At 40.7% G+C, this 25,091-nt stretch carries 20 protein-coding genes and 4 pseudogenes; 17 read left to right on the forward strand and 7 right to left on the reverse strand.

Annotation, left to right across the window (positions count from 1 at the left end):
• Positions 1-129: 129 nt before the first annotated feature.
• The 5 genes and pseudogenes from PRIP_RS15360 to PRIP_RS15380 all read left to right on the forward strand — a co-directional run bounded on the left by PRIP_RS15360 (position 130) and on the right by PRIP_RS15380 (position 5,073).
• Positions 130-1,177, forward strand: a pseudogene (locus tag PRIP_RS15360) (alpha/beta hydrolase).
• 102 nt (positions 1,178-1,279) lie between these two features.
• Entirely contained in the window at positions 1,280-1,963 is a 684-nt protein-coding gene (locus PRIP_RS15365; protein ID WP_036102399.1) for a response regulator transcription factor, read from the forward strand.
• Between the two features lie 471 nt (positions 1,964-2,434).
• Entirely contained in the window at positions 2,435-3,355 is a 921-nt protein-coding gene (locus tag PRIP_RS15370; RefSeq protein ID WP_036102401.1) for an ATP-binding cassette domain-containing protein, read from the forward strand.
• Positions 3,352-4,149, forward strand: coding sequence for an ABC transporter permease (locus PRIP_RS15375; protein WP_036102404.1), 798 nt, complete (start codon positions 3,352-3,354; stop codon positions 4,147-4,149). Before PRIP_RS15370 ends, PRIP_RS15375 begins: the two co-directional genes overlap by 4 nt.
• Positions 4,150-4,185: 36 nt before the next feature.
• Positions 4,186-5,073, forward strand: a complete 888-nt coding sequence (locus tag PRIP_RS15380; RefSeq protein ID WP_036102407.1) for a sensor histidine kinase — start codon at positions 4,186-4,188, stop codon at positions 5,071-5,073.
• Here PRIP_RS15380 and PRIP_RS15385 read toward each other — a convergent pair.
• Positions 5,063-6,244, reverse strand: coding sequence for an AI-2E family transporter (locus PRIP_RS15385; protein WP_077913050.1), 1,182 nt, complete (start codon positions 6,242-6,244; stop codon positions 5,063-5,065). The two genes, PRIP_RS15380 and PRIP_RS15385, sit on opposite strands and share 11 nt — an antisense overlap.
• Before the next feature lie 150 nt (positions 6,245-6,394).
• Here PRIP_RS15385 and PRIP_RS15390 point away from each other — a divergent pair, with 150 nt between their 5' ends.
• The 3 genes from PRIP_RS15390 (at position 6,395) to PRIP_RS15400 (ending at position 8,250) form a co-directional block, all read left to right on the forward strand.
• Positions 6,395-6,787, forward strand: coding sequence for a GntR family transcriptional regulator (locus tag PRIP_RS15390; protein ID WP_036102410.1), 393 nt, complete (start codon positions 6,395-6,397; stop codon positions 6,785-6,787).
• Complete coding sequence (locus PRIP_RS15395) at positions 6,787-7,890, forward strand: DUF1648 domain-containing protein (protein ID WP_036102412.1); 1,104 nt, start codon at positions 6,787-6,789, stop codon at positions 7,888-7,890. The genes PRIP_RS15390 and PRIP_RS15395 overlap by 1 nt, the downstream gene beginning before the upstream one ends.
• Before the next feature lie 105 nt (positions 7,891-7,995).
• Entirely contained in the window at positions 7,996-8,250 is a 255-nt protein-coding gene (locus PRIP_RS15400) for a type II toxin-antitoxin system RelE family toxin (RefSeq protein ID WP_036102415.1), read from the forward strand.
• Positions 8,251-8,332: 82 nt separating this feature from the next.
• On the opposite strand, the gene PRIP_RS15405 is transcribed toward PRIP_RS15400, so the two are convergent.
• Entirely contained in the window at positions 8,333-9,256 is a 924-nt protein-coding gene (locus PRIP_RS15405; protein ID WP_036102417.1) for an LCP family glycopolymer transferase, read from the reverse strand.
• A gap of 279 nt (positions 9,257-9,535) precedes the next feature.
• Here PRIP_RS15405 and PRIP_RS15410 point away from each other — a divergent pair, with 279 nt between their 5' ends.
• The 5 genes and pseudogenes from PRIP_RS15410 (at position 9,536) to htpX (ending at position 14,523) form a co-directional block, all read left to right on the forward strand.
• Complete coding sequence (locus PRIP_RS15410; protein WP_149023859.1) at positions 9,536-10,597, forward strand: glycosyltransferase family 4 protein; 1,062 nt, start codon at positions 9,536-9,538, stop codon at positions 10,595-10,597.
• Positions 10,598-10,708: 111 nt separating this feature from the next.
• Positions 10,709-11,617, forward strand: a complete 909-nt coding sequence (locus PRIP_RS15415; RefSeq protein WP_036102423.1) for a peptidase U32 family protein — start codon at positions 10,709-10,711, stop codon at positions 11,615-11,617.
• Between the two features lie 13 nt (positions 11,618-11,630).
• A complete protein-coding gene (locus PRIP_RS15420; RefSeq protein ID WP_036102426.1) occupies positions 11,631-12,890 on the forward strand; it encodes a peptidase U32 family protein in 1,260 nt (419 codons plus the stop codon).
• 127 nt (positions 12,891-13,017) lie between these two features.
• Positions 13,018-13,575 (forward strand): LemA family protein, encoded by a 558-nt coding sequence (locus PRIP_RS15425; RefSeq protein ID WP_036086493.1) that lies wholly within the window; start codon positions 13,018-13,020, stop codon positions 13,573-13,575.
• Positions 13,576-13,598: 23 nt separating this feature from the next.
• A pseudogene (gene htpX / locus PRIP_RS15430) lies at positions 13,599-14,523 on the forward strand (zinc metalloprotease HtpX).
• Positions 14,524-14,595: 72 nt separating this feature from the next.
• On the opposite strand, the pseudogene PRIP_RS15435 reads toward htpX, so the two are convergent.
• From PRIP_RS15435 to PRIP_RS15450, 4 genes and pseudogenes are all read right to left on the reverse strand, one after another.
• A pseudogene (locus PRIP_RS15435) lies at positions 14,596-16,429 on the reverse strand (heavy metal translocating P-type ATPase).
• A gap of 486 nt (positions 16,430-16,915) precedes the next feature.
• The gene (yjbH, locus tag PRIP_RS15440) at positions 16,916-17,719 is read right to left on the reverse strand and encodes a protease adaptor protein YjbH (RefSeq protein WP_036102430.1); all 804 of its coding nucleotides are present in this window, start codon (positions 17,717-17,719) and stop codon (positions 16,916-16,918) included.
• Positions 17,720-17,997: 278 nt separating this feature from the next.
• On the reverse strand, positions 17,998-18,579 hold the full coding sequence (locus PRIP_RS15445; RefSeq protein WP_036102433.1) for a CYTH domain-containing protein: 582 nt from the start codon (positions 18,577-18,579) through the stop codon (positions 17,998-18,000).
• A 14-nt stretch (positions 18,580-18,593) separates the two neighbouring features.
• Positions 18,594-19,073 (reverse strand): tetratricopeptide repeat protein, encoded by a 480-nt coding sequence (locus PRIP_RS15450; RefSeq protein ID WP_241434205.1) that lies wholly within the window; start codon positions 19,071-19,073, stop codon positions 18,594-18,596.
• A gap of 159 nt (positions 19,074-19,232) precedes the next feature.
• Here PRIP_RS15450 and yjbM point away from each other — a divergent pair, with 159 nt between their 5' ends.
• The 4 genes from yjbM to fabI all read left to right on the forward strand — a co-directional run bounded on the left by yjbM (position 19,233) and on the right by fabI (position 22,546).
• Entirely contained in the window at positions 19,233-19,895 is a 663-nt protein-coding gene (yjbM, locus tag PRIP_RS15455; RefSeq protein WP_036086503.1) for a GTP diphosphokinase, read from the forward strand.
• Between the two features lie 48 nt (positions 19,896-19,943).
• A complete protein-coding gene (locus PRIP_RS15460; protein ID WP_036102437.1) occupies positions 19,944-20,735 on the forward strand; it encodes an NAD kinase in 792 nt (263 codons plus the stop codon).
• 58 nt (positions 20,736-20,793) lie between these two features.
• Positions 20,794-21,687 carry an RluA family pseudouridine synthase gene (locus PRIP_RS15465; protein ID WP_036102440.1) on the forward strand — a complete coding sequence of 298 codons (894 nt, stop codon included), beginning with the start codon at positions 20,794-20,796 and terminating at the stop codon, positions 21,685-21,687.
• 70 nt (positions 21,688-21,757) lie between these two features.
• A complete protein-coding gene (gene fabI / locus PRIP_RS15470; protein ID WP_036102442.1) occupies positions 21,758-22,546 on the forward strand; it encodes an enoyl-ACP reductase FabI in 789 nt (262 codons plus the stop codon).
• A 61-nt stretch (positions 22,547-22,607) separates the two neighbouring features.
• On the opposite strand, the pseudogene PRIP_RS15475 reads toward fabI, so the two are convergent.
• A pseudogene (locus PRIP_RS15475) lies at positions 22,608-24,748 on the reverse strand (ATP-dependent Clp protease ATP-binding subunit).
• Between the last annotated feature and the right edge of the window lie 343 nt (positions 24,749-25,091).

Consider the following 25,091-nt stretch of genomic DNA (forward strand, 5'->3'; position numbering starts at 1 on the left):
TCCAATTCAACTTAAACGAAATCGCATCAGCTTGCGGAATTTGCTGACCTATAAATTGGTTAAAATTTTTCAAAACTGCTATACTTAAGAGGTGATTTATTTGAGATTATGTATGAGGAGTGAGCGTCAATGAAACAGATATTGAAATGGATTGGAATTATTGTGGTTAGCGTCGTATTATTACCGCTAGTCGTGATTTTCTTCATCTACAAGAAGGCAGTTGGTAAGCGTGAATACGACCCGAAAGTACTCGATAATTTGGAAGAAGCAGCACAAGATTATGTGAGAAAGACAGCACCGCTATCTGATGTAGATTCACGTTACAAATACATCCGCTTAGCTCAAAAAGCACTTCCAGCAGCGAAAGAAATTGAAGTTGGCGAAGTAGAAGATAAAAAAAATTGATGGTCCTGGCGGCAAAATTGGTTTGCGTATTTATACACCTGAAGCAGACGGCCCATACCCATTAATGGTTTATTTCCATGGTGGCGGTTTTGTAACAGGTAGTGTACAGACAGCCGATGCTATCGCGCGTAAATTAGTAAAAACAACGGGATACCGTGTGATTTCTGTAGACTATCGTCTAGCGCCAGAAAATCCATTCCCAGCAGCCATTGAAGACGCGTATGCTACACTTGTTTGGATTTCCAAACATTTAACAAGTTTGCGAGCTAAATCTGGTGAAATCGTTGTAGCAGGAGACAGTGCTGGTGGTAATATCGCCGCGGTTGTATCTCAAATTGCTACATCTAAAGGTGCGCCAAACGTGACGAAACAAATTTTGCTATATCCGCCAGTGGATATTTTCTCAAGAGATGCTTCGGTGCTTTATCCTTCCATGGATGAGTTTGCAGAAGGCTATGTTTTGACGAAAGAATCTTTGGATAAATATTTCAAACTATACTTATCTGGTGCCAACGATCGTAAATATGACCCACTTGTTGCACCAATTCGCAGTAAAGACGTTTCAAAATTACCAGCAGCATTCGTTGCCACAGCAGAATACGACCCATTGCGCGACCAAGGTGAAGCGTATGCCAAGAAATTAAAAGACGCTGGTGTACCAGTTTATGCGAAGCGTTTCGAGAAAGTACCACATGACTTCATGAGCACACCGTCCGTTGCAACAGACGAGACATTTGAATTAATCAGCGAATTCTTACAAGAGAAATTATGATGAATAAAGATAGCGATTGTGATATGTGCAGTCGCTATCTTTTTTTGCGATTTTTAGTAGGTTATGAGAAGATAATAGAAAAAGAAGAAAGGTGTGTTACATATGACAAAGGGGAAAATTTTGATTGCAGAAGACGATAACGACATCAACCACTTAATCTACGAGGTGCTAACGCGTGAAGGCTACGCTGTAACACAAGCATTCTCAGGAACTGAAGCCAAATTACATTGGAACAATGAAACATTTGATCTCCTGCTTTGCGATTTAATGTTACCAGGAATGACTGGCGAAGAACTGATAGCAGAAATTATCACCAAGCAAAGCGCATCCATCATCGTCATTTCCGCCAAAAACACAATTATGGATAAAGTGGATCTATTAAAGCTAGGAGCCAGCGACTACATAACCAAGCCGTTTGATATTGAAGAACTTTTAGCACGCGTAGAAGTCCAACTAAGAAAAACGCCAACCGAAGAACCCGTCAACGAATCCCTATCTTGGCAGGGCCTGACTCTATCCACAGATCGCTACAACGCCCAGATTGATGGTCAAGATATCCGCCTAACCGCCCGCGAATTCGGCATTCTAAAACTACTTATCAGCAATCCAAAAAAAGTCTTCACTAAGGAAAATATCTTCTCATCCGTCTGGGGCGAAACGGAGTACATTGACGAAAACACCGTCAACGTCCACATGAGTAACATCCGTAGCAAACTAAACAAAGCCAAGCCTGATAAGGATTATATCGAGACGGTTTGGGGGATTGGGTTTAAAATGAAAAATTGAAAAGCTGAACACGCCCGTTTAACCCTGACAGAGCTTGGAGCAGGCGCAATAAAAATCCTGTTTTGATTTTTATGGAGGCTGTGAAAGCTCCGAAGGGTTGGCGTGTGAAGCTGGATCCGTAGGCGCCAAGTACGACGCCAAACTCAGCTAACACAAACATTGTTTCCCATTACAAGCCACGAAACGAAGGCAGTTTCATTTCATTAAACTGCATATTGAGGTTCTAACTCAGAAAACGACGCTTCATAAGAACCAGCAACCCAAACCAAAAATTCCTAGCATCAAATAAGTATTCGGAGGAAGGCGCGACTCTTGCTTTTCATAAAGGTTCCTCTCCCTCTTTTTCTCCTTGCCCCTCCGAAATTAAACTTCCCAAACCCCCTCTTAATCATTTCTTAAGTTTTTATTCATACATACTTGAAACCTCTGCGTTATAGTTAACCTATCAAAACAAGAAGGGGATGACAAAACATGAGGGAAAATATTTTAGAAACAGCAGCACTATCCAAAAAATTTGGGGATAATTACGCTGTTGATCATGTCAATATGACCGTACAAAAAGGTGATATATACGGTTTCATAGGGAAGAACGGAGCGGGGAAAACAACATTTATCCGCCTAATAACAGAACTAATGTACAAAAATGGAGGCGACGTATCTTTATTCGGCTCCACCCATCCAAAAGATATTCACCAAGCGCGCAAACGCATCGGCGCAGTCATCGAAGGCCCATCATTATATCCAAACATGACTGCCCATCAAAACCTAAATTACTATTTACTACAAAAAGGCATCCCAGACAAAAATCGAATTAATGAAGTATTAGAATTTGTCGGCTTAGAAAATACCGGTCGCAAAAAATACCGTAATTTTTCGATGGGAATGAAGCAACGATTAGGTATTGGTTTAGCCATTTTGCACCATCCAGATTTCTTAATTCTTGACGAACCAATTAATGGACTCGATCCAATGGGAATTATTGAAATTCGGAATATTATTTTGAAATTGAACCAAACGTATGGCACAACGGTCTTCATTTCAAGCCATATCTTAACCGAATTAGCACTTATTGCTAATCGTTATGGCATCATTAACAACGGTCGTCTAGTCAAAGAACTATCCAAAGAAGAACTAGAATCTGAAAGCCGCCGCTATCTTGTTTTAAAAACACTAAACAAAGAATCCGCAGTCCAACACTTAGAAAGCCTCCTAGAATTGTACCAATACGAAGTGCATAGTGACGGTAGTATCCGTATTTTTGAATATATTGATGAGCCAGAAAAGATTAGCCAAGTCATGTTTGATGCAGGTATTATCATTACAGAGCTCAAAGTAGTAGAAGCTAATTTGGAAGAATACTTTATTGACTTAATTGGAGGGGAACAGAAATGATAGGATTAATTCGCGCTGATAGTTACCGTTTGACAAAGGGGAAAATGTGGATGCCATTTGCGACATTGATTGTTATTGCAGTTGCAGTTGCGGGCTTAATTTACTTAGCATTAAATGTCGATTGGATTTCGTTATCACAAGACGGAGCAGCTTTGACCGATGCCGATAAAGCGATCCTTACCTCTTCATTAAATGGGACACAAGTTGCTCAAATCGTACTTTCCTTTAGTGTTGTTTTAGCCATGGGATTTATCTCTATTCTCACTAATTTGTGGAGCATTGAGTTTTCTGCTGGTGTTGCTAAAAATGTCTTAGTTTCAGGTGTTTCAAGAACTACTTTTTATTTCTCAAAATTACTAACAGGCTGGGGTGTTGCAACATTAATGCTGCTTGTGTACACAGTAGCAATCGGCATCTCCTCTCAATTATTTATGGGTGGCGTTGATTTTGGAAACTTGGCACTTGGCATGTTAGCACAAATTCCGCTGTACCTTGGTTTAATTACAGTTGGGTATTTCATTTTCATCATTATTCCAAAAGAAAGTATCGCGATTGTTACTTACATTCTAGTTTACTTATTCCTAGAACCAGTAGTTACAAACCTAGTGAATGTCTTTTTACCAAAATGGACAATTATTAAAGATATGTATTTATTCAGCAAAATTGGAGTTATGTCTAATTTATCAGCTTTAAGTCAGCACGCCATTACGACAAACATTCTTACAGGCTTTGCATATATGGTTGTCTTCGCCGTTTTAGGTTGGTTAGTATTCCGATTTAAAGAAGTAAAATAATGTGGTAGAATGAAGACAGCGAAGGAGGCGGGGTATATGGTTTATATTTTGGGTGCAGTCATTCTTATATTGATCGGTTGGGTTGTATTAATCAAGAAACAATTGCGAACAACAACGGCACAAATACGCGACATCGCCAAACGAAACGGTTCGAATGAGCTACTCACGATGGACGTTGCTTCTATCGAAATCAAACAGTTACTTCTCGCTGTCAACGAACTACTACAAGAAAAATCGAAAACAGAACGGCGGTTTCATACGTTAAACAAAGAATTACGCGAAACGATTGAAAATGTCTCGCATGACTTAAGAACACCGCTAACTTCTTTATCAGGCTATTTGCAACTCATGGAACGCGACGCAATGACACCTGAAGAACGCCATAAATATAGTCAAATTATCAAACATAAAATCCAAATCTTGACCGAATTGGTGGAAAACTTCTTTGTCCTCTCGAAATTATCAAATGATGAAGGGCAATTAAATCCGGAAGTAGTGCAAATTTCTGAATTCTTGACGGAAGTTGTGACGTCATATTATGAAGACTTTTCCAAAAAAGAGGTGATACCAGAGATTGCGATTGAGCCGGATATTATGACTCTTGTCGATCGGAGAGTTTTGCAACGCATCATCGATAACTTCATTTCAAATATGTTAAAGCATGGCGAGGCGCCGATGAAGATTGCTTTGTCACGTGAAAATGGTAAGCCGACAATGACTTTTGAAAATCGAGCGAGTAACTTAACAGAAGAGGATGTGCCAAGGCTAATTGAACGTTTTTATACTGCAGATCGTGTGCGAAGTGGAAATAGTACCGGACTAGGCCTTGCGATCATTGATCTATTAGCAAAACGCTCGGATGCCATGTTTGATGTTGCTTATAAAGATAAGATGCTCACATTTACAATTGCATTTAAACAATAAAAAATGCTGGAACGAGAGTTTTGAAGACTCCCATTCCAGCATTTTTTAGTTGGCTAGATTTTCTTTTGTTTTCAGCTTCGATGCCTTCTCTTCGCAGTTTTATCAGTCGTGATAGATTAACGATTAATGTTTTTACGACTGCGTATGTTGGTACACCTAGAATCATACCGAAAATACCAGCTAGATTTCCTGCCACGATTAAGATGATGATTATAGTGAGTGGATGGATAGATAGTGATTTACCCATGATATATGGTGATAATAAGTTCGAATCGATTTGCTGCACGATTGTTACGACCACAATAACTAAAATCGCTTGTAACGGTGAATCGAAAAGTGCAACAATCACGGCTGGTGCTGCCCCAATGAATGGCCCTAAATAAGGAATGATGTTCGTAACCCCAGCAATTAAGCCAAATAGTAGAGCATAGGGTTCGCCAATAATGAAATACCCAATCATCGTGAAAATACCGACGAATAAACAATCAATTGCTTGGCTAGAAATATATGTTGAAATTGTCTTGTTCATTGCTTGAATCATTTCACGAGCCTCTTTACGAATACCCGCTGGAAAGAACTTCTCACTTGAGTCAAGGAACTTATGACCATCTTTAAACATATAGAAAAGAATAAATGGTACGGTGACAAGAATCATCACAAACCCAGAAATAAAACCGAAAATCATGCCTAGACTCCCAGTTAGACTACTGATTACAGTATCTAAAAGCTTGGGTATCGAAATATTTAACTTCTCCATCTCTGCTTTAATATCGACATTTTTGATATTACTATTCTGAACTAAATTATCCCACCAATGTTGGAATTGATCCCAGTATTTCGGCGCTTCTCTGACAAGCGAAGCAACCTGTTCTGCTAAAATCGGTCCGAGTTGCACAACCGCAAGGACAACAGCTCCAATAAAAATGACAAAAATACTTAAAACGCTAACTAATCTCGGAACCTTGCGCTTTTCTAAAAATAAGACTAAAGGATTAAACATGTAAAATAAAAATCCAGAAATCAAAATAGGTAAGAAAAGTGTGGAAACAATGACCCCAACCGGCGCAAACAAGAAGCTTAGCTTATTCAATATAAATAAAATCGCGACTAGCGCCAAAATCTCTACTGTCCAAAAGAACAACTTGGACTCCCTAAAACGTGACAACTTCATTATAGGTCCCCTCTCATTATTGTTTTTCCCTATGTAGGCTATCCTTAATAGTACCATCATACAGTCTAAAATACCACCGTAATCTTGCTTGACTTCTTATAGATAGTTGTTATACTATATATATAACAGTTGTAGAAAGAAGGGACGGCTATGCTACTAGAGATTAATTTACAGGCAGAAGAACCAATTTATACGCAGATTATGTATCAAGTTATCGAGGGAATTGCCAAGAAACAACTAAAACCAGGTGATGAATTGCCGTCTGTACGTAGTTTAGCGAGCGATATCGGCATTAATTTTCATACAGTGAATAAGGCGTATCAACTTTTAAAGCAAGAAGGATATATTTTAATTCATCGCCAAAAAGGGGTTGTCATCCATCCTGATGGGGTGGAGAAGGCGAGCGAGGCGTTTTATGCGAAATTGCGTCGTAAAGTGAGACCACTGATTGCTGAGTCGATTTGCAGGTCGGTGACGAAAGAAGAATGGGGTATGCTTTGTATGGCAATCTATGAGGAAATAGCACCTAAGGAGGAGCAATAATGGAAATATTATATTTTATAGGAATGATGATTATAGTAGTGGGGTTACAAGCGGTGACACCATACGTTATTCGTCGTGGGGAAAGTTTTGGGGTTATGATCGGCGAAGAGGCCGCGAAGAATCCATTGATTCGGAAGATGAAGCGGCAGTTTGTGCAATGGAATCTGATTGTGGGTGCTGCGGTGACGATTGTTGTTGCGGTAATTTTAGCGATGTTAAATGGGAATGAGAATGGGCAAGCGGTAGTGCTTATTATTGCGATTTTGGCTGTGTGTGTCATTTCGTTTTTGATTTATATTCGTTTTTATCGGGCGACGCTTGCTTGGAAACGTGAGCATTTAGAAGTCGTGGCAGACAAGGTCGATATTGTGATGGTAGACACGACTTTTCACCGCCAAAAATTAACGATTTCGTATATTTGGTATTTGATTCCGCTAGCCGTGATTTTGGTGACCATTGGCTTGACAGTAATTTATTACAGTCAAATTTCGAATCAGATTCCGATGCATTATAATTTCGATAATGAAGTGACGAATTATGCGACAAAAAGTTATCGCACGGTGATGATGATGCCAGTGATGCAAATAGTAATGCTTGGTTTGTTTATCTTTATTAATTATATGATGACGCGAAGTAAACAAGTGATTGATAACGATAATCCGACGCTTTCTATGAAGCGCAATGTGATGTTTCGCCAAATCTATAGTAAGTTCAATTTATTGATGGCAACATTGTTAATTCTTCTTTTTATGGTCGTTCAATTATCGTTCATTTTTGAAATTCCTGCGGTTGTGATAGGTATTTCTGTAGCTGTTGTTCTTGTCATTATATTTGGTGGACTGATTTTCTTGATGTTTCGCGTGGGGCAAGGTGGCAGTCGTTTGAAGCTAGAGGATAGTGGAGAAGCGAATCGTAAGCCAATTCGTGATGATGATGCGAATTGGAAACTCGGCGTATTTTACGTGAATCGCCAAGATCCAGCCCTTTTTGTTGAAAAACGGTTTGGTGTTGGTTGGACGATAAATATGGCGCGGCCAGTAGCTTGGATTATGTTTGCGCTGTTGATTGGGGTTATTGTTGCAGTTAGTGTTATTTTTAGTTAATTAGAAGATGAATACGATGCTCGTGTAGCTGACTATGCATATGAAGAATACTTAGAACGGCCTAAATCGCGTCCTTTATCCGATGTTATGTCAGAATACGGATGAATGAGCTATCAGGCCAGAACAACACCAAGATTCGAAAAGCAACTGTCCAAACTAGATAAACAAGTTAGCCGTACCATTTTAAGATGGCTTGCCAAACACATTGATGGTGCCGGTAATCCTCGTGTAAGCGGAAAACCTTTGCTTGGAAAAAGCGCAGGTCAATGGCGCTACCGCGTTATTTGTAAGATTAATGATGGAGAACTGATAATTCTCGCTTTAGAGGTTGGTCACAAAAGTGGCATATATGAATCATAGTAAAAAGCAGGATTTCCTATCTAAACCATAGACGGGAAATCCTGCTTTTTTAATCAACATATATACACATTGTGCTTTTTAATTATTTGATTTCTAAATTTTTAGCCAAGCTATCATGTAGTTTTTGACGTTCAGCATCAGATACGTTGTAGTACCAGATTCCATCTGAGATACCGCCATCACCAGCGACTGTCATGTTCTCCACATTGTTTCGTGCGGAAATATAGTTCTTAGCAATGCGAGTAATGTCTGTCATTGTTAAATCGGTTTGCATGTTTTTACCAACTGCGGATAAGATTTGATCGAAGTTCCATAATGTTTGTGTTGTTGCCACTTTGTTAACAACAGCTTGGATAACTTCTTGTTGACGCATTTGACGACCAAAGTCACCACGCGGATCGGATTTACGAATTCGAACATAGGCAAGTGCATCTGTACCATTAAGTGTGATGTTACCTTTCTTGAATTCTTTACCTTTTAAACTGATGTCCATATCATTATAAACTTCTACACCGCCAACAGCGTCGACTAAATCTTTCAAGCCTTCCATATTAATCTTGATGTAATAGTTAATTGGAATACCATTCAAGAAGTTTGTTACTGTATCTTCAGCCATTTTTACACCACCGTAAGCATAGGCAGCATTGATTTTATTTGTGGAATCGTGACCAATGATTTCGGTTTTTGTATCACGAGGAATACTTAAAATTTGTGCTTTATTCGTTGTACCATTGACGGTTGCAACCATGGTTGTATCGGAACGCCCAACATCACCATCACGTTGGTCAACACCGAGAATTAAAACGGAGAACGGGTTTTGGCCATCTAGTTTTACTGGATTAGCAGCTTCTTTTACAGGTTCGTAAATCTCATCCATCGTTGATTTCGTTTGGAAAACGGCATAGCCAACAATTCCTCCCAAAATTAAGAAAATACCTAAAATAGACCATAGGAAAATTCGTAAACCTGTTCGTTTTTTCTTTTTTGTGCGTTTCTCTGCGCGCATTAGCGTCTCAACCTCTCTAAAAGTTTTCTGTCACTTCCTATTCTACTACAAACTGGCAAATCTGTCACTGGCATTTCTATGAGTTTTTCATGAGAATTCAGAAAAACAGGTGTTATAGGCAGTTATTTCTTTTTTTTTGAAAAGGATTTTCATTGTATTTTTTCATAGGTTAGGGGTATAATTATTGGGAGCATTGTGAATTTTACGCGTTAGGTATTTAAGTACAAGATGGCAAAGAACCATCGCAACTCCCAAAAAGGAAAGGGGCACGAGACATTGATGCTTTCCGTTATTTTAACCTGTTTCCTCACCTCGTTGCTACTAACTCCTGTGGTGAGGAAAATAGTACTTAGATTTGATATAACAGATAAACCAGATAAACGAAGAATTAACGTAGTTCCAATACCTAGCCTAGGCGGGGTCGCTATTTTTATTGCGTTCTTGATTGGGATTTTCTCATTACCAATTGATAAAACGCTAATGTGGCCGCTTGTTATCGGGGCGTCTGTTGTTGTATTGACGGGGATATTGGATGATATATTTGAGCTACAAGCGCGTTACAAGATGCTTGGTCAAGTGATTGCTGCTGGAATCATTGTTTTCTGGGGCGGTATTAATATTACCTTTATTAACTTGCCGTTTGGTGGTGAAATCCACTTTGGTATTCTTTCTATTCCGCTTACAATTATTTGGATTGTGGCGATTTCAAATGCAATTAACCTGATTGATGGACTAGACGGTTTGGCTGCTGGTGTATCAACAATCGCACTTTTAACTATCATGGGAATGGCTTTTGTAATGGGAGATCCGCTTGTTATTATGATTACGGCTGTGCTGGCCGCTTCAACGCTTGGTTTTTTACCATACAACTTCTACCCCGCCAAAATTTTCATGGGTGATACTGGAGCATTGTTTCTCGGTTATATTATCGCGATTCTGTCGTTGATGGGCTTCAAAAATGTGACATTTATTTCGTTGATTGTGCCCGTACTTATTCTTGGTGTGCCAATTTTTGATACGATTTTAGCAATTATTCGCCGAGTTGTTCACCGGACACCGATTGCAATGGCGGATAAGTCGCATTTGCATCATAGTTTGATGAAACTTGGATTTACACATCGGCAGACGGTTATTTTGATTTATGGTATTTCGATGTTATTTTCATTATTTGCACTTATTTTTACGATGTCGACGTTCTGGGGATCGTTCTTGCTTATTTTCATTTTACTAATTGTGGTCGAGTTTTTCGTCGAGGTATTAGGATTGGTGAGTCAGAACTACAGACCGGTGATGCGTTTGTTACGGATGGAACGTGTGGAGCATGAAGAGGAACAAGAATAGTTTGAGAAGGAGAGCCTGTCTTAGTGGACGGGTTCTTTTTTGCTCTTGATGGCTTGGTACTTCTGTGTTAATCTATTCAAGTAGGTTAAACAGATCAAAGGAGAGATTAACATGAATATTATTGCCACGGCAGAGTCAGTTATGCAAGCTGAATCGTTGCTAGGCGCGGGGGTAGACACATTATATGTTGGAGGTAGTCGATTTGGACTGCGCATGCCGCAATCACTTTCGCTTGCCGATATACGTGAAATTACTAACAAAGCGCATGGGGCAGGGAAAAAGGTGCTCGTTGCAGTGAACGCCTTAATGCATAATGAACATTTGAAGGATTTACCTGATTATTTACGTGAATTAGCTAACATGAAAGTGGATGCGGTCACGGTTGGAGATCCTGGTGTTGTTTTTATGTTGCACGAAATGGAGCTGGATTTGCCGTTTATTTATGACGCGCAAACATTTGTGACAAGTGCAGAACAAGTGGATTTTTGGGTGAAACAAGGGGCTGTTGGGGCAGTGATGGCGCGGGAGCTAACGTTAATTGAGCTTGAAGCGATTACGGCGAAAATGGATGTGCCGATTGAGGTGCAGGTGTATGGACCAACATGTATTCACCAATCGAAGCGGAAACTAGTGACGAATTATCACAATATCGTGGAAATTAAAGATGATACATCGAAGGAACGTGGGCTCTATTTACGTGAACCAAACGATGCGGAAAGCCAGTTACCGATTTATGAAGATGAGAATGGGACGCATATTTTTTCAACAGAAGATTTGTCGTTGATGCCGTATTTGGAAAGAGTTTACCGTGCGGGGCTTAGAACGTGGAAGCTGGACGGTGTTTTATTGCCGGGTGAGGATTTTGTCGCGATTGCTGCGCTGTTTGTGAAGGCAAAAGAAGCGCTTGAAGCAGGCGAGTTTGTCGCGGAAACTTTTGTGAATAAGTTGGCACAATTACAACCAGCCACGCGTGTACTTGGAACAGGATTCTTTTTGAAACAACCAGATGAAGTGAAATAGGAGGGCATAATCGATGAGAAGAATATTGAAAAAACCAGAAGTTCTAGCACCAGCAGGGAATCTTGAGAAATTAAAAATTGCAATTCGCTATGGCGCGGATGCTGTCTATATTGGTGGGCAAGCTTTCGGGCTTCGTTCGCGTGCGGGGAATTTTTCGTATGAGGAGATGCAAGAAGGTGTGGCGTTTGCACATGAACGTGATGCCAAAGTATATGTGGCAGCGAATATGGTGGCGCATGATGGTGATACGGAAGGCGCGGGTGAGTTTTTTCGGACGTTGCGTGATATCGGGATTGATGCGGTAATCGTTTCGGACCCAGCGTTGATTAGTATTTGTTTTGCGGATGCGCCGGGGCTTCCTGTGCATTTATCGACGCAAGCTTCGGCAACAAACTACAAGACATTGGAATTTTGGAAACAGCAAGGTTTGGAGCGCGTTGTTTTGGCGCGTGAGGTGAGCATGAGCGAGATTCAGGAAATTGGCCAAAATACAGATGTTGAGATGGAGGCTTTCATCCATGGCGCGATGTGTATTTCATATTCTGGTCGTTGCACGTTGTCTAATCATATGGCGAATCGTGACGCGAATCGTGGTGGCTGTGCACAAAGCTGTCGTTGGAAATATGACCTTTTCGAAATGGATAACGGCTTACCAAGAAATATTGTGGATGAGGATGAAGAGCCGTTTTCGATGAGTGCGGTTGATCTTTCGATGATTCGCTACATCCCTGATATGGTTGAAGCAGGCGTGGATAGTTTGAAAATTGAGGGCCGGATGAAGTCGATTCACTATGTTTCGACGGTGGCTAGTGTGTATCGGAAAGTTGTCGATGCTTACTGCGAAGACCCTGATAATTTTGTATTCGATCCTGCGTGGGAAGAAGAGCTTTGGAAAGTAGCGCAGCGCGAGTTGTCAACGGGATTCTTTTACCAAGAGCCAACGGAAGACGAGCAACTATTCGGCAAAACGCGTAAGATTCCACAATACGCTTTCGCGGCGCAAGTGTTGGACTATAATCCAGAAACGAAAATCGCGACGTTGCAACAACGTAATAATTTTGGTGTAGGCGAGGAAATCGAATTTTACGGTCCAGGGGAGGTTGGCTTTAAGCAAGTCGTGACAGAGCTTTGGAATGAATTTGATGAACCGATTGATCGTGCACCAAATGCAATGATGACGGTTAAAATGGCCGTGGATCACCCAGTCGCTGAATTTTATTTTATGCGCAAGAAAAAAGTAGAGCGTGTACGTACAAAAGTAAAAAATAGATAAAATATAAAACCAGAGATTGCCTTTCGGAATAGGAGGTTATCTCTGGTTTATTCGGGCTTGCGAATGATTGTGATTAGGTAGGAAGACTGGTATAATAGTATCAAATGAGAAAAGGAGTTGTTTGAACATGATAGGATGGATTATTGCTATCGCGGTTGTGGTCATACTTGTCTTAATTTATTTTGGCATGTATAACAGCCTTGTAAAATATCGTAACAGAGTAGAGGAAACTTGGGCGCAAATCGATGTGCAACTGAAACGTCGCTTTGACTTGATTCCGAACTTAATTGAAACGGTAAAAGGCTATGCATCACACGAAAAAGAAACATTAGCGAAAGTCGTTGAAGCGCGTAACATGATGACACAAGCTCCAGCAGACGGACGCAATCAACAAATGGAAGCTGACAACATGCTAACAGGTGCGCTAAAATCTGTTTTTGCACTTGGAGAAGCTTACCCAGATTTAAAAGCAAATACATCATTTATCGAATTGCAACACGAACTAGCAACAACGGAGAACAAAGTGGCTTATTCACGCCAACTGTACAATACAACAGTCATGACATACAACACAAAGATTGAATCAGTACCTTCTAACATCGTTGCCAAGATGGGCGGTTTCACAAAACGCGACATGCTTGCAACACCAGAAGAAGAAAAAGTAGTTCCAAAAGTTCAATTCTAAAACACTGAAAGGAAGAATGCGCCATGTTATTTGAACAAATAGCGGCAAATAAGCGTAAGACAGTGTTCATTGTTTTAGGATTCTTCATTTTTGTGATGTTGGTTGGTTGCGCGATTGGGATTTTAGTTTATAACAATTACTTGAACGGCTTAATTATGGCCGCAGTCATTGGCGCGATTTACATTGCAATCATGATTTTTTCGAGTTCGAGAGTTGTTATGGCGATGAATCGTGCGCAAGAAATCACATCTAAAGATCAGGAGCCAGTGCTTTGGGACACGGTGGAAAGCATGGCGATGGTAGCTGGTGTTCCGATGCCGAAAGTATATATCGTAGAAGATGACAGCCCAAACGCTTTTGCCACGGGAATCTCTCCTGAAAAAGGTGCCGTTGCCGTGACACGTGGTTTGCTAAACAAGTTAGAGCGTTATGAGCTAGAAGGCGTTATCGCGCATGAAGTGGCACATATTCGGAATTATGATATTCGCCTTTCAACAATTGCGATTGCCTTGGTTGCCGTAGTTGCGATTCTGTCTGATTTAGCGATGCGAATGCTTTTTTGGGGTAGTATTACAGGTGGGAATAACAATAGGAAGAGCAATGATAACAATAACGGTGGTGCGCAAGCTATCATTTATATTATCGCATTAGTTTTTGTTATTTTGGCACCAATTATTGCTACTGCGATTCAATTTGCGCTCAGCCGAAACCGTGAATACTTGGCGGATGCAACAGCGATTGAATTGACGCGTAACCCACAAGGCTTAGCAGATGCACTTCGAAAAATTGGCGGCGATACAACGAAGATGAAACAACCAAGCGCTGCGTCCGAATCAATCTACTTTACTACACCATCTAAAGGTGAGAAAAAGAAGAAAAGAAAAAGCGGGCCTGTTCGATTCCCATCCACCAATTTCAAGTCGAATTGAGCGCTTGGAACATATGTAAACACTGAATAAAAAGACATGTACCTCCTAAAAAACTAGTGAAGCTAGTGATTTAGGAGGTACATTTTTGTAGTTAGCGCAATAATCGCAAGCCATTAAGGATAACTAAAATTGTGCTACCTTCGTGACCTATAACGCCAAACGGTAAATTGATAAGTTGAAAAAAATTTGAAAGTATTAAAAGAAAAATAACACACAATGAAAAAATAATATTTTGCCATGTTATTCGATGTAGTCTTTTGGAGAGTTTTACAACGAAAGCAAGTTTGGATAAATCGTTCTTCATCAAGATAACATCCGCGGTTTCGATTGCGACATCTGTTCCTTCACCCATAGCAATGCCAACATCTGCATTAGCCAAGGCAGGGGCATCATTAATTCCATCACCAAGCATAGCAACAGCACCATATTTTTTTTTGTAAGGTCAGAATATGATCTACTTTATTTTCAGGCAAACAGTCAGCGATAACCGTATCTATACCTAATTCTTCTGCTATTGCATCCGCGGTTTGTTTAGAATCGCCAGTAATCATGATTGTCTGTATTCCCATATGATGGAGCTCATCAATTGTTGTTCTAGCAGCGGTTTGAGGAATATCTTTTAGAGCAAACAAACCGACAACTTCTTGGTCACATGACACGAAGACAAGTGTCTTTCCCTGATTGCTTAGTACTGGGTTATGTTCTTCTAAAAATCGCATCGCGGCGGTTTTTCCTACGAAATCAGCTTTTCCGATGCGCCATTCTTGCTTGCGATACTGTGATTTTACACCGTAACCTGGGACGTTTATAACATCAATATCAGGTAGTAGTTTGGCATCTAGGGCTTTTACAATGCTTTGTGCGAGCGGATGTGTCGATTGGTTTTCCATCGTTGCGATAATGGCAGGATCAATCGTTTTATCTAACGTAATGTCTGTCACACTCGGTTTTCCTTGTGTCAATGTACCTGTTTTGTCAAAAGCGATAGCGGGAATACTTTGCAGACGTTCTAAATAAATACCACCTTTAAAAAGAACACCATTCCTAGCACCGTTAGAAATAGCTGCCAATGTTGCAGGCGTTACACTAGCTACTAGGGCGCAAGGAGAGGCAACAACGAGAAGTACCATTGCGCGGTAAAATGTCTCTGTCCAGTCCCACCCAAATACAAAATGCGGTAAAAACAACATGATACCAACAAATAAAAGTACAATTTTCACATAGGTATCTTCAAATTTTTCGATAAATCGTGCGGTCATAGATGGTTTTTCTTGCGCTTGCTGTACTAGCTGTATAATCTTATGAAACAATGTGTTTTCAGCTGTTTGTGTCACTTTTATTGTTAGGGCACCGTTTAAATTGGCTGTTCCGGCATAGACGGTATCTAAGGCTTGCTTTTCAATCGGTATAGGTTCACCAGAAATAGCCGATTCGTCGATGTTTGAAGTGCCAGACACAATTTCACCATCAATAGGAATCGTATCACCGGGCCTTACTAGTAATAAATCTCCAGGTTGTAGTGACTCGACAGAAACTTCTTCTACCGTATTATCAGCATGGCGTAAAAATGCTGTAACGGGCTGTATCTCCAACAAATTCGTAATTTCACGCTTACTTTTGTTTGTTGTGTATGTTTCCAATGCTCCGCTCAATGAAAAAATAAAAATAAGAATAGCGCCTTCTAGCCAATAGCCAATAATAGAAGCACCAATAGCCGCGAGAATCATGAGCAATTCCACATTTAATTTATGCGTCTGCCATGTGCTTAAAATACCTTCTCGAGCTTTCGCAAAACCGCCAATAATAAAAGCGCTAATAAAGATAATCGACGTCATATTAGTCACAGGAAGCATCCAGCCAATTAAAATAAGAAAGCCGCTGACACAAGCTGCCAGTAATTCAATATTCCGTTTAACAAATTGCATGTTGCAGTCACCACTTTCTTAAATGATAATTATTATCTTTACTAAAAAATAAAAATCATCTATCAATGCCTTGCTTAGTTAAGATTTATTGTAACTTCTTTTAAGCATAAAATCAACTTAATTGAGAAAATTAATATCTAATTGAGAATAATAATTATTATCAAGTCCAAAGCAATAAAAAAAACGACCAGCTACAGGGGAATAGCTGGTCGAAAAAAAGGAGTTTGTTAAGGGACAGCACAATTAGAAAAAAGGGGGAGAAAACTAATTGCAGTCCTTGCTTTACATTCTCTATAATAAAGCATGTGGATGAAATCCCAACGTCATTTCAATGAAAGTTCGATTAGAATACACCGTGAAATAATAGGCTCGGGGTGCTCATTTAAGTTTATCAAAGCAAGGTGCCGTGTTTTATAGTATGAAAAAAATAATCACTATCTGTCCAATTTAGGGAGAGGTAGTGATTATTTTCCTGGATACTATATTTTATAATGCGACGTATTTCCAAAGGGTTTGGCCGTCTTTAGAGTCGACCATTGTCACTTTTTGTTGTAGGCGCCATTTCTTCATTTGACGTTCTACTTGTTTCTCAGGCAAAGCATATAAACTAGCTATCTCTTTCGTTGTAGAAATCTGGACTTGCTCCATGTACTCCTCGAGTGTTGGCGCTTCTTTGGGTTCTGGGAAATGATTGAGCAACTCGGAAAGGATATGCACATACACATCATACCGATGTAAACCGCTTATCTTTAGACCCTCATCTTCAATATTTCGATTGAAAAAAACAACGGTTGGATTTTCATTTATCTCCATCTCATGCGCTACTTTTTGATCACCGATATAGGCACGTTTAGCGAGATTAGATTGCAAGTCGTTCTTGAACTCATTCAAATCAAGGCCAACCATCCGAGCGGTTTCATAGAGAACCTCGGCTTGTGAAATATCTTTTTCATCGATGAAATGGGATTCTTGTAATTTACGCAAGAAATCAATGCCTTGACGTTTGCCTTGTAATTCCGCTGCTTTCACAGCAAGACAGGAAACGTAGGACATGTGAGCCATTTCTGACTGTGGCAGTGTGCAGGAATCTCGCTTTTGCTTGGAAATGACAGTTTGGAGGTTGTTGTGAAGGACATAGCGCAACTTGAAATAGTTGCCATATTCCATCTGCAACCTTCGAATTGTATGCTCCATATTCCAGCAATCTGTACACGCTGGGTCAAAAAAAAGATAAATCTCAATAGGCTTACTATTGCAGACCGATTGAAGATATAGATTTTGGTTTATCATTGCTATCACCTGTTTTTTTAGATTCTAATTCTATTGGAACTAGACAATGTACGGCGTGCATGTATGTATCAATCTGCAATGAAGTTTATCGACTATGCTTACCGCACCATTCATACTACTATAACTATATTTTAGCAGTGGAAACTTAAATTAACAAATGATTGCAATCAAAAATCAAAAATTTCCTTACCCAAATTTGACGGAACTGTAACATTTCTTATTATTTAGGATGCTGGATAAAAATTTTGAATCCGCAGTCATTGAGTGATAGCAATGTGTTACTCTGCCGCGTGCACTGCATGATAAAAACGTAAAATTTTATTTGGTGTTTCTCTTTTTTTTATACCATGTTCTTTTAAAAAGCGGTCAAAAATATCCTTACCTTTGTCAAAGTCGCTCACTTCGTATTCTAATTCGAAATCGTGCGTGTCGGCGTAGAAGCTTTTGTCAAAAACAAGGAGCCCCTTTTTGTAGTTTTTTTCAGCGCGTGTCGTGGTGAGGGAGCCGAACATATGTAGTGTTTCATGGTTGATGCCAAGCGATTGCAAAGCGTCGCGGACTTGACCAACTGGGATGTTGGCGCCGTCTAGGATAGCAGTTACTTGTTCTTCTGCTAAAATCTGTGTTGTTTCTAGTAGCCCAACTTGCTCGGGTGTTTTTAAAGTAAGCTCGTAATGTAGTTCACGTTTGCGAATGCGCAAGGCACAAAGCTTTTCTTTCAACTGAAAATCAGACGTATCAAAATAATAATTGGTTTGCGTGAAGAAATCCTCTTCTTTTAGACCGAATTCGACAATTAAGGCGTCATATTCCTCCATGCTTAGTAGATTTTTAAATTCGATTTCTAAATCTTGACTCATTGTATTTCGCTCCTTTACTCCCAAACGGCGTCTAAATCATGCGCGTAGTTTAGAATGGCTTTTTTGTAGGCGATAATATCCGAATTAGTAGATGTTTCGCCGATAATTTGAATAGCAAGTTGCATCGCTTCTTTGTAGTTTTGCGAGTTGTATAGAGCCATGCTTGCAAAAACAGTGATGGCTTTGTTGTCGGGGAAGGCAGTGCGCGCTTTGTTGAAAGTTTCGCTTGCTTTTTCGTAGTTACCGATAGCGCGGTATGTGCTACCTAAACCAATATAGGCGTCTGCGAGGTCTGCGTCTGGAAGTCCTAGCTCGAGTGCTTTTTCATAGTAGGGGATGGCGGACGTTTCTAAGCTTAAACCGTCACAGCTCCATGCGGCATAATAATGCAGGAGTGCGTTGTTTGGATCGTCTTGCAATGCGCGTTCAGCGGCTTCTTTTGCTTCTTCGTAAGACCTGTTGTCCAGTAATTCACGTACTTTTGATATTGACAAAATAAATCTCCTCCTAGCTTGTCTATGCCACCATTCTAACATAAATAATCAAAATCAAAAAAGACAGAGGTAAATAGAAGGAAAAGATGCACGAATATGCTAAAATAGAAGGCGAGCAAGTTTATCACATAATGAAAATCGACATATGAGGTGAGTGTTTTGAATCATTGGGAAGATTTTTTAGCGCCATATAAACAAGCAGTAGAAGAATTGAAAATTAAATTAAAGGGAATGCGATCGCAGTTTCAACTGGCTAATAACCATTCGCCAATTGAGTTTGTAACGGGTCGTGTAAAACCAGTTTCAAGTATTTTGGACAAGGCGAATAAGAAAGATATTCCGCTAGACCGTTTGGTTGAAGAAATGCAAGATATCGCAGGATTGCGGATGATGTGTCAGTTTGTAGATGATATTAACGTTGTTGTTTCTTTACTTCGTCAGCGCAATGATTTTCGGATTATCGAAGAGCGGGATTATATTACGAACAAGAAACCTAGCGGCTACCGTTCTTATCATGTAGTGATTGAATATCCTGTTGAGACGGTACAAGGCGAAAAGAAAATTTTAGCAGAGATTCAAATTCGCACGCTAGCAATGAATTTTTGGGCGACAATTGAGCACTCGCTGAATTATAAATATCAAGGTGAATTTCCAGAAGAAATCAATGTGAGATTAAAACGTGCGGCAGAAGCGGCTTTCCGACTTGACGAAGAGATGAGCGAGATTCGCGAGGAAGTGCAAGAAGCACAAGTTTATTTCACGAAAAATAAAGAAGTGCCAAAAGATAAGAATGCGAACCATCATACATTGCCGAAGAATTAGCAATGTTTGAACGGGCTGGCATGTAGGTGAAGATTGGGGAGACATAGAATGAAGTATGCAATCACTTCTAGAGGTGATGAGAAATCGGACGTGTTGCGTCTCAAGATAATCGGTTATTTCGATGATTTTGATATGGAGTACGATGAAGTGGAACCAGAAATCGTTATTTCCATCGGTGGAGATGGCACATTACTTGCGGCTTTTCATGAGTACCAGCGCCGATTAGACAAGGTAACATTTGTCGGTATTCATACGGGTCATTTAGGTTTTTATGCCGATTGGCGCCCATCAGAAGCAGAGAAATTAGTGTTTGCGATTGTGGAAGGAAAATACGATACAGCGGCTTATCCACTTTTGAAAACGACGATTAAATATGGTGGTAATAAAGAAAAAATCTATTTGGCATTGAACGAATCGACTGTCAAAAGTTCAGGTGGACCATTTGTTGTCGATGTAGTTATTAATGATTCGCATTTCGAACGATTCCGTGGAGACGGTTTATGTATGTCCACACCATCAGGGACGACGGCGTACAATAAAGCATTAGGTGGGGCGTTAATGCATCCGTCAATCGAAGCGATGCAGTTAACAGAAATGGCATCCATCAACAACCGCGTTTATCGAACGATAGGTTCTCCGCTAATTTTACCAAAACATCATTCGGTGACTTTAAAGCCAGTGAATGATAAAGATTTCCAAATATCGATTGATCACCTAAGTATTCTACACCGCGATGTCCACGAGATTCGCTATGACGTGGCGCACCAGAAAGTGATGTTTGCGCGCTTCCGCTCGTTCCCATTTTGGCGGAGAGTTCACGATTCCTTCATCGAGGAATAGCGACAATCAAAAAGAAAGGCAAGGCTTACGACTTGTAAGCAAACAAGGTACACCAAAAATGCAATTAGAATGGACTGTCGCAGCGGAGGAAAACGATCTGATGTTGCGCACCTTTTTACGAAATAAACATGTCTCGAAATTACTACTAACCGCAGTGAAGTTCGCAGAAGACGGCCGAATTCAAGTGAATGGCAACGAAGAAAATGTCTTGTATCGCGTCAAAACGGGCGATTATGTGCAGATTACTTTTCCGAAAGAACAAGAAAACGAGCGCTTACTTGCTGAATTTGGCGACTTAGCGATTGTTTTTGAAGACGATTTTATCTTGGTGCTCGATAAACCTGCAGGCATGACGAGTATTCCGTCACAATATCATCCGAGCGGCTCTGTGGCCAACCATGTGAAGGGTCATTATCAGCAGAACGGCATCGATTCGGCGATTCATATCGTGACGCGGCTCGACAAAGAAACATCAGGTTTAATGCTTATTGCGAAAACCCGGTTTTCTCATGGCAGACTGAGCGAGTTGCATCAAACTGGTCATGTGACAAGGAAATATCAGGCGCTTGTCTCGGGAAATATGACGAGCAAGTCTGGCAGTATTATCGCGCCAATCGGTCGAAATCCGGACAGTCTCATTGAACGCGCTGTTGTCCAAGACGGCAAATACGCGAAGACGAACTATGAAGTCATCGCAAGCTACCCAACTTTTGACCATGTCAACATTCAACTAGAAACTGGGCGCACCCATCAAATCCGCGTTCATTTTTCACATATTGGGCATCCGCTTGTTGGCGATAGCATGTACGGCGGCCCACTCGAGCTTCTGCAACGCCACGCCTTGCATTCCAGCCACCTTGAACTAATCCATCCTTTCACCGAAGAAAAAATGGCGTGGGGCAGTGAACTGGCGCAAGATTTAGCGCAAGTTTTGGAAATAGGCAAAGAATAATGGTTTTAAAAATACGAGGAATCGTGTAAAATGAAGAGAATCGCGTAATTTTAAGGAGGAAATGAAAGACATGAATTTATCATTAGAGGGAAAAAACTATGTCGTAATGGGCGTAGCTAATAAAAGAAGTATAGCTTGGGCGATTGCTCGTTCGCTAAATGAAGCAGGGGCTAATCTGATTTTTACATATGCAGATGACCGTTCAAAACGTAGCATTGATGAACTTGTCGGTTCGCTAAATGAAAATAACCAAAATCCACTTGTTATCGAATGTGATGTTAACAAAGAAGAAGCGATTGTTGCTACATTCGAAGCAATTAAAGCTAAAGTCGGTAAAATTTCTGGGATTGCACATTGTATCGCATTTGCCAACAAAGACTTCTTAGCAGGCGATTACTTAGAAGTAAATCGTGAAAGCTTCTTGCAAGCACACGAAGTTAGCGCGTATTCATTCACAGCTATTGCACGTACAGCGAAACATTTGGAAATGTTAACAGACGACGCAAGCTTGGTAACGTTGACTTACCTTGGTGGCGAGCGCGTGGTGAAGAACTACAATATCATGGGTGTTGCTAAAGCAGCGCTTGACGCTAGCGTGAAATACTTGGCGATGGACTTAGGAAAAGACGGCGTGCGTGTCAACGCGATTTCCGCTGGCCCAATCCGTACCGTTTCAGCTCGTGGCGTTGGTAGCTTCAGCGAATCACTAGCCGTTGTCGAAGAAAAAGCACCATTAAAACGCGCGACACAAGCTGAAGAAGTAGGCGATACAGCATTGTTCCTATTCAGTGGTCTATCTCGTGGCGTAACAGGCGAAATGATCCACGTGGATAGTGGTTATCATATTATCGGATTTTAAATTTTAAACAAAAAAACCATGCCACACTTCTCTTGTTTAAAAGAGAAGTACGGCATGGTTTTTAGTTTGCTTGAACAGCAATGACATCATTTTCGAGTGTTGCGACAAGCGATTTGGCATCTGGTTGTTCAATCATGAAGTCAGCAATCGCATCTTCTAAATGTGTTTGAATCGTTCTGCGAAGCGGTCTTGCTCCGAAATTAGGGTCGTAACCAATGTCTGCTAATTTTTCTTTGACTTCAGCTGGAACCGTCAGCTCGATGTCTTGCGGAGCTAACATAGCATTCAAATCTGCGAGCATTAAGTCCACGATAACTAATAGATGTTCTTTATCTAAGCTTTGGAATGTCACAATCGCATCCAAACGGTTTAAAAACTCTGGTTTGAAATAGTCGCCAAGTTGGTCAAGAATTTGTGATTCTTTTTTGACTTGGTCAGCAGTTGTAGCAAAACCTACAGAAGCTTCTGTGAGCGTTGCCCCGGCGTTACTTGTCATGATAATAACCGTGTCTTTAAAGCTCACCGTTCTACCTTGACTGTCCGTTAAACGGCCATCTTCTAAAATTTGCAAGAACATATGTTGAACATCAGGATGTGCTTTCTCCATTTCATCTAGCAAAATGATACTGTACGGGTTGCGGCGAACTTTTTCAGTAAGTTGACCAGCTTCTTCATGTCCAACATAGCCTGGAGGGGAGCCGATAAGTTTGGAGACGCTGTGTTTTTCCATGTATTCACTCATATCCAGACGAATCATAGCATCCTCAGAACCGAACATTTCAGCGGCAAGCGTACGGCCAAGTTCTGTTTTACCAACACCAGTTGGACCAACAAACAAGAAGGAACCAATTGGGCGATCTTGTTGTTTCAAGCCGACACGACTACGGCGAATAGCTTTGGCAACTTTGCTTACTGCTTCATCTTGACCGATAACTTTTGCTTGGAGATTGGCTTCCAGATGTTTCATTTTTGATTGTTCATCAGCTTGCAAGCGACCGACTGGAATGCCTGTTTTTGCTTCGATTAAGCTCTGAATATCTGCAGCGTGAATCGTCGGAACATCCATTGGTGCCCCAGCTTCTTTCAACGCTTTTAGTTTTGTAATTTCATCGCGAACTGTTGCTGCTTCTTCGTAATTTTCATTGCGGAGCGCGGCATCTTTTTGTTCTTCTAGTGTCACGATGCGTTCGTTAATCGTGTTCGGATCGATGTGGTCTAACGTTAAATTATATTTAGAACCAATTTCGTCCATCAAATCGATCGCTTTATCTGGCAAATGACGGTCTTGAATGTAACGATCGCTCAATTTAGCAGCGGCCTCAATCGCATCATCGGCAAAACGAACATGGTGGAACGCTTCGTATTTTGGCTGTAAACCTCGCAAAATGGTAATTGTTTCATCGATCGTTGGCTCATCCACAAGTACTGGTTGGAAACGACGTTCAAGTGCCGCATCTTTCTCGATTTTACGGTATTCTTTCAGTGTAGTGGCACCAATCATTTGCAGGTCACCACGAGCCAGTGCTGGTTTTAAAATGTTACCAGCATCCATCGAACCTTCCGCAGAACCGGCACCAACAATCGTATGCACTTCATCGATGAACAAAATCGTCCGGTCATCCGCTTGAAGTTCACTAATTAATTGTTTCATGCGCTCTTCGAATTGACCGCGAATACCTGTATTGGAAACAAGAGAAGCAACATCGAGCAAAATAACTTCTTTATTTTGCAATTTTGCAGGGACGTTTCCAGCTACAATCGCATTTGCTAAGCCTTCTGCAACTGCAGTTTTACCTACACCAGGTTCCCCGATAAGAACAGGATTGTTCTTATTACGACGATTTAGAATTTCAATAACGCGGCGAATTTCGTCATCACGGCCAATCACGGGATCGAGTTTGTCTTCGCGAGCCATCGCTGTTAAGTTCGTACCATATTCGTCAAGCAGGCCTCCACGTCCACCACCAGCGCTTGTGTTTTGACAGCCGTTCTCTCTTGTTGAGGCGCTCTTTTTTGTTCCCCAGCCATGTTTGCGAAGAACTCATCCATCGGTGAATAGAAATTATTTTGACCACGATTGCCTGCAGATGCACGAAGTTGCGCATAACAATCCGGACACAACGGCATCTCCATACGCTGCCCATTAACGCTCATGTATAGTTGAATTGTAGCTTCATTTTGATTACAGTTTTGACATTTCATATATATAACCTCCTACATAATAGGTTTTTAGGTCTGACTTTGACTTTATTTGACCTTATGCCTTTATTATACTCTGACCTATTTTGACTTTCAAGCGTTTTGCTCAAAAAAAAAGAACTAACTTATAAAAAGTTAGCGGAATGAAGAAAAATTATACCTAAAAGAAAACCTGTCCGTGCCTCCAAACCTCAGCGTGTCGACAAGCGTCCAGTTTCTAGGCAAAAGCGAGTACCGAAGCGGAGCGTACTAGCGTACGTGAGCATTCGGAACGGAGCTTTTTAACGACGAAAATGGATGCTTGTCGTACACGCTGATTTTTAGTAGTATTGGTAAAAGTTAGATA

This window comes from Paenilisteria riparia FSL S10-1204 (assembly GCF_000525995.1).
In the GTDB taxonomy this organism is placed as follows: domain Bacteria; phylum Bacillota; class Bacilli; order Lactobacillales; family Listeriaceae; genus Listeria_A; species Listeria_A riparia.

Coding starts and splice junctions, on each gene's coding strand:
- PRIP_RS15365 (WP_036102399.1), top strand. CDS start 1,280: ATGACAAAGGGGAAAATTTTGATTGCAGAAGACGATAACGACATCAAC.
- PRIP_RS15370 (WP_036102401.1), top strand. CDS start 2,435: ATGAGGGAAAATATTTTAGAAACAGCAGCACTATCCAAAAAATTTGGG.
- PRIP_RS15375 (WP_036102404.1), top strand. CDS start 3,352: ATGATAGGATTAATTCGCGCTGATAGTTACCGTTTGACAAAGGGGAAA.
- PRIP_RS15380 (WP_036102407.1), top strand. CDS start 4,186: ATGGTTTATATTTTGGGTGCAGTCATTCTTATATTGATCGGTTGGGTT.
- PRIP_RS15385 (WP_077913050.1), bottom strand. CDS start 6,244: ATGAAGTTGTCACGTTTTAGGGAGTCCAAGTTGTTCTTTTGGACAGTA.
- PRIP_RS15390 (WP_036102410.1), top strand. CDS start 6,395: ATGCTACTAGAGATTAATTTACAGGCAGAAGAACCAATTTATACGCAG.
- PRIP_RS15395 (WP_036102412.1), top strand. CDS start 6,787: ATGGAAATATTATATTTTATAGGAATGATGATTATAGTAGTGGGGTTA.
- PRIP_RS15400 (WP_036102415.1), top strand. CDS start 7,996: ATGAGCTATCAGGCCAGAACAACACCAAGATTCGAAAAGCAACTGTCC.
- PRIP_RS15405 (WP_036102417.1), bottom strand. CDS start 9,256: ATGCGCGCAGAGAAACGCACAAAAAAGAAAAAACGAACAGGTTTACGA.
- PRIP_RS15410 (WP_149023859.1), top strand. CDS start 9,536: ATGCTTTCCGTTATTTTAACCTGTTTCCTCACCTCGTTGCTACTAACT.
- PRIP_RS15415 (WP_036102423.1), top strand. CDS start 10,709: ATGAATATTATTGCCACGGCAGAGTCAGTTATGCAAGCTGAATCGTTG.
- PRIP_RS15420 (WP_036102426.1), top strand. CDS start 11,631: ATGAGAAGAATATTGAAAAAACCAGAAGTTCTAGCACCAGCAGGGAAT.
- PRIP_RS15425 (WP_036086493.1), top strand. CDS start 13,018: ATGATAGGATGGATTATTGCTATCGCGGTTGTGGTCATACTTGTCTTA.
- yjbH (WP_036102430.1), bottom strand. CDS start 17,719: ATGATAAACCAAAATCTATATCTTCAATCGGTCTGCAATAGTAAGCCT.
- PRIP_RS15445 (WP_036102433.1), bottom strand. CDS start 18,579: ATGAGTCAAGATTTAGAAATCGAATTTAAAAATCTACTAAGCATGGAG.
- PRIP_RS15460 (WP_036102437.1), top strand. CDS start 19,944: ATGAAGTATGCAATCACTTCTAGAGGTGATGAGAAATCGGACGTGTTG.
- PRIP_RS15465 (WP_036102440.1), top strand. CDS start 20,794: ATGCAATTAGAATGGACTGTCGCAGCGGAGGAAAACGATCTGATGTTG.
- fabI (WP_036102442.1), top strand. CDS start 21,758: ATGAATTTATCATTAGAGGGAAAAAACTATGTCGTAATGGGCGTAGCT.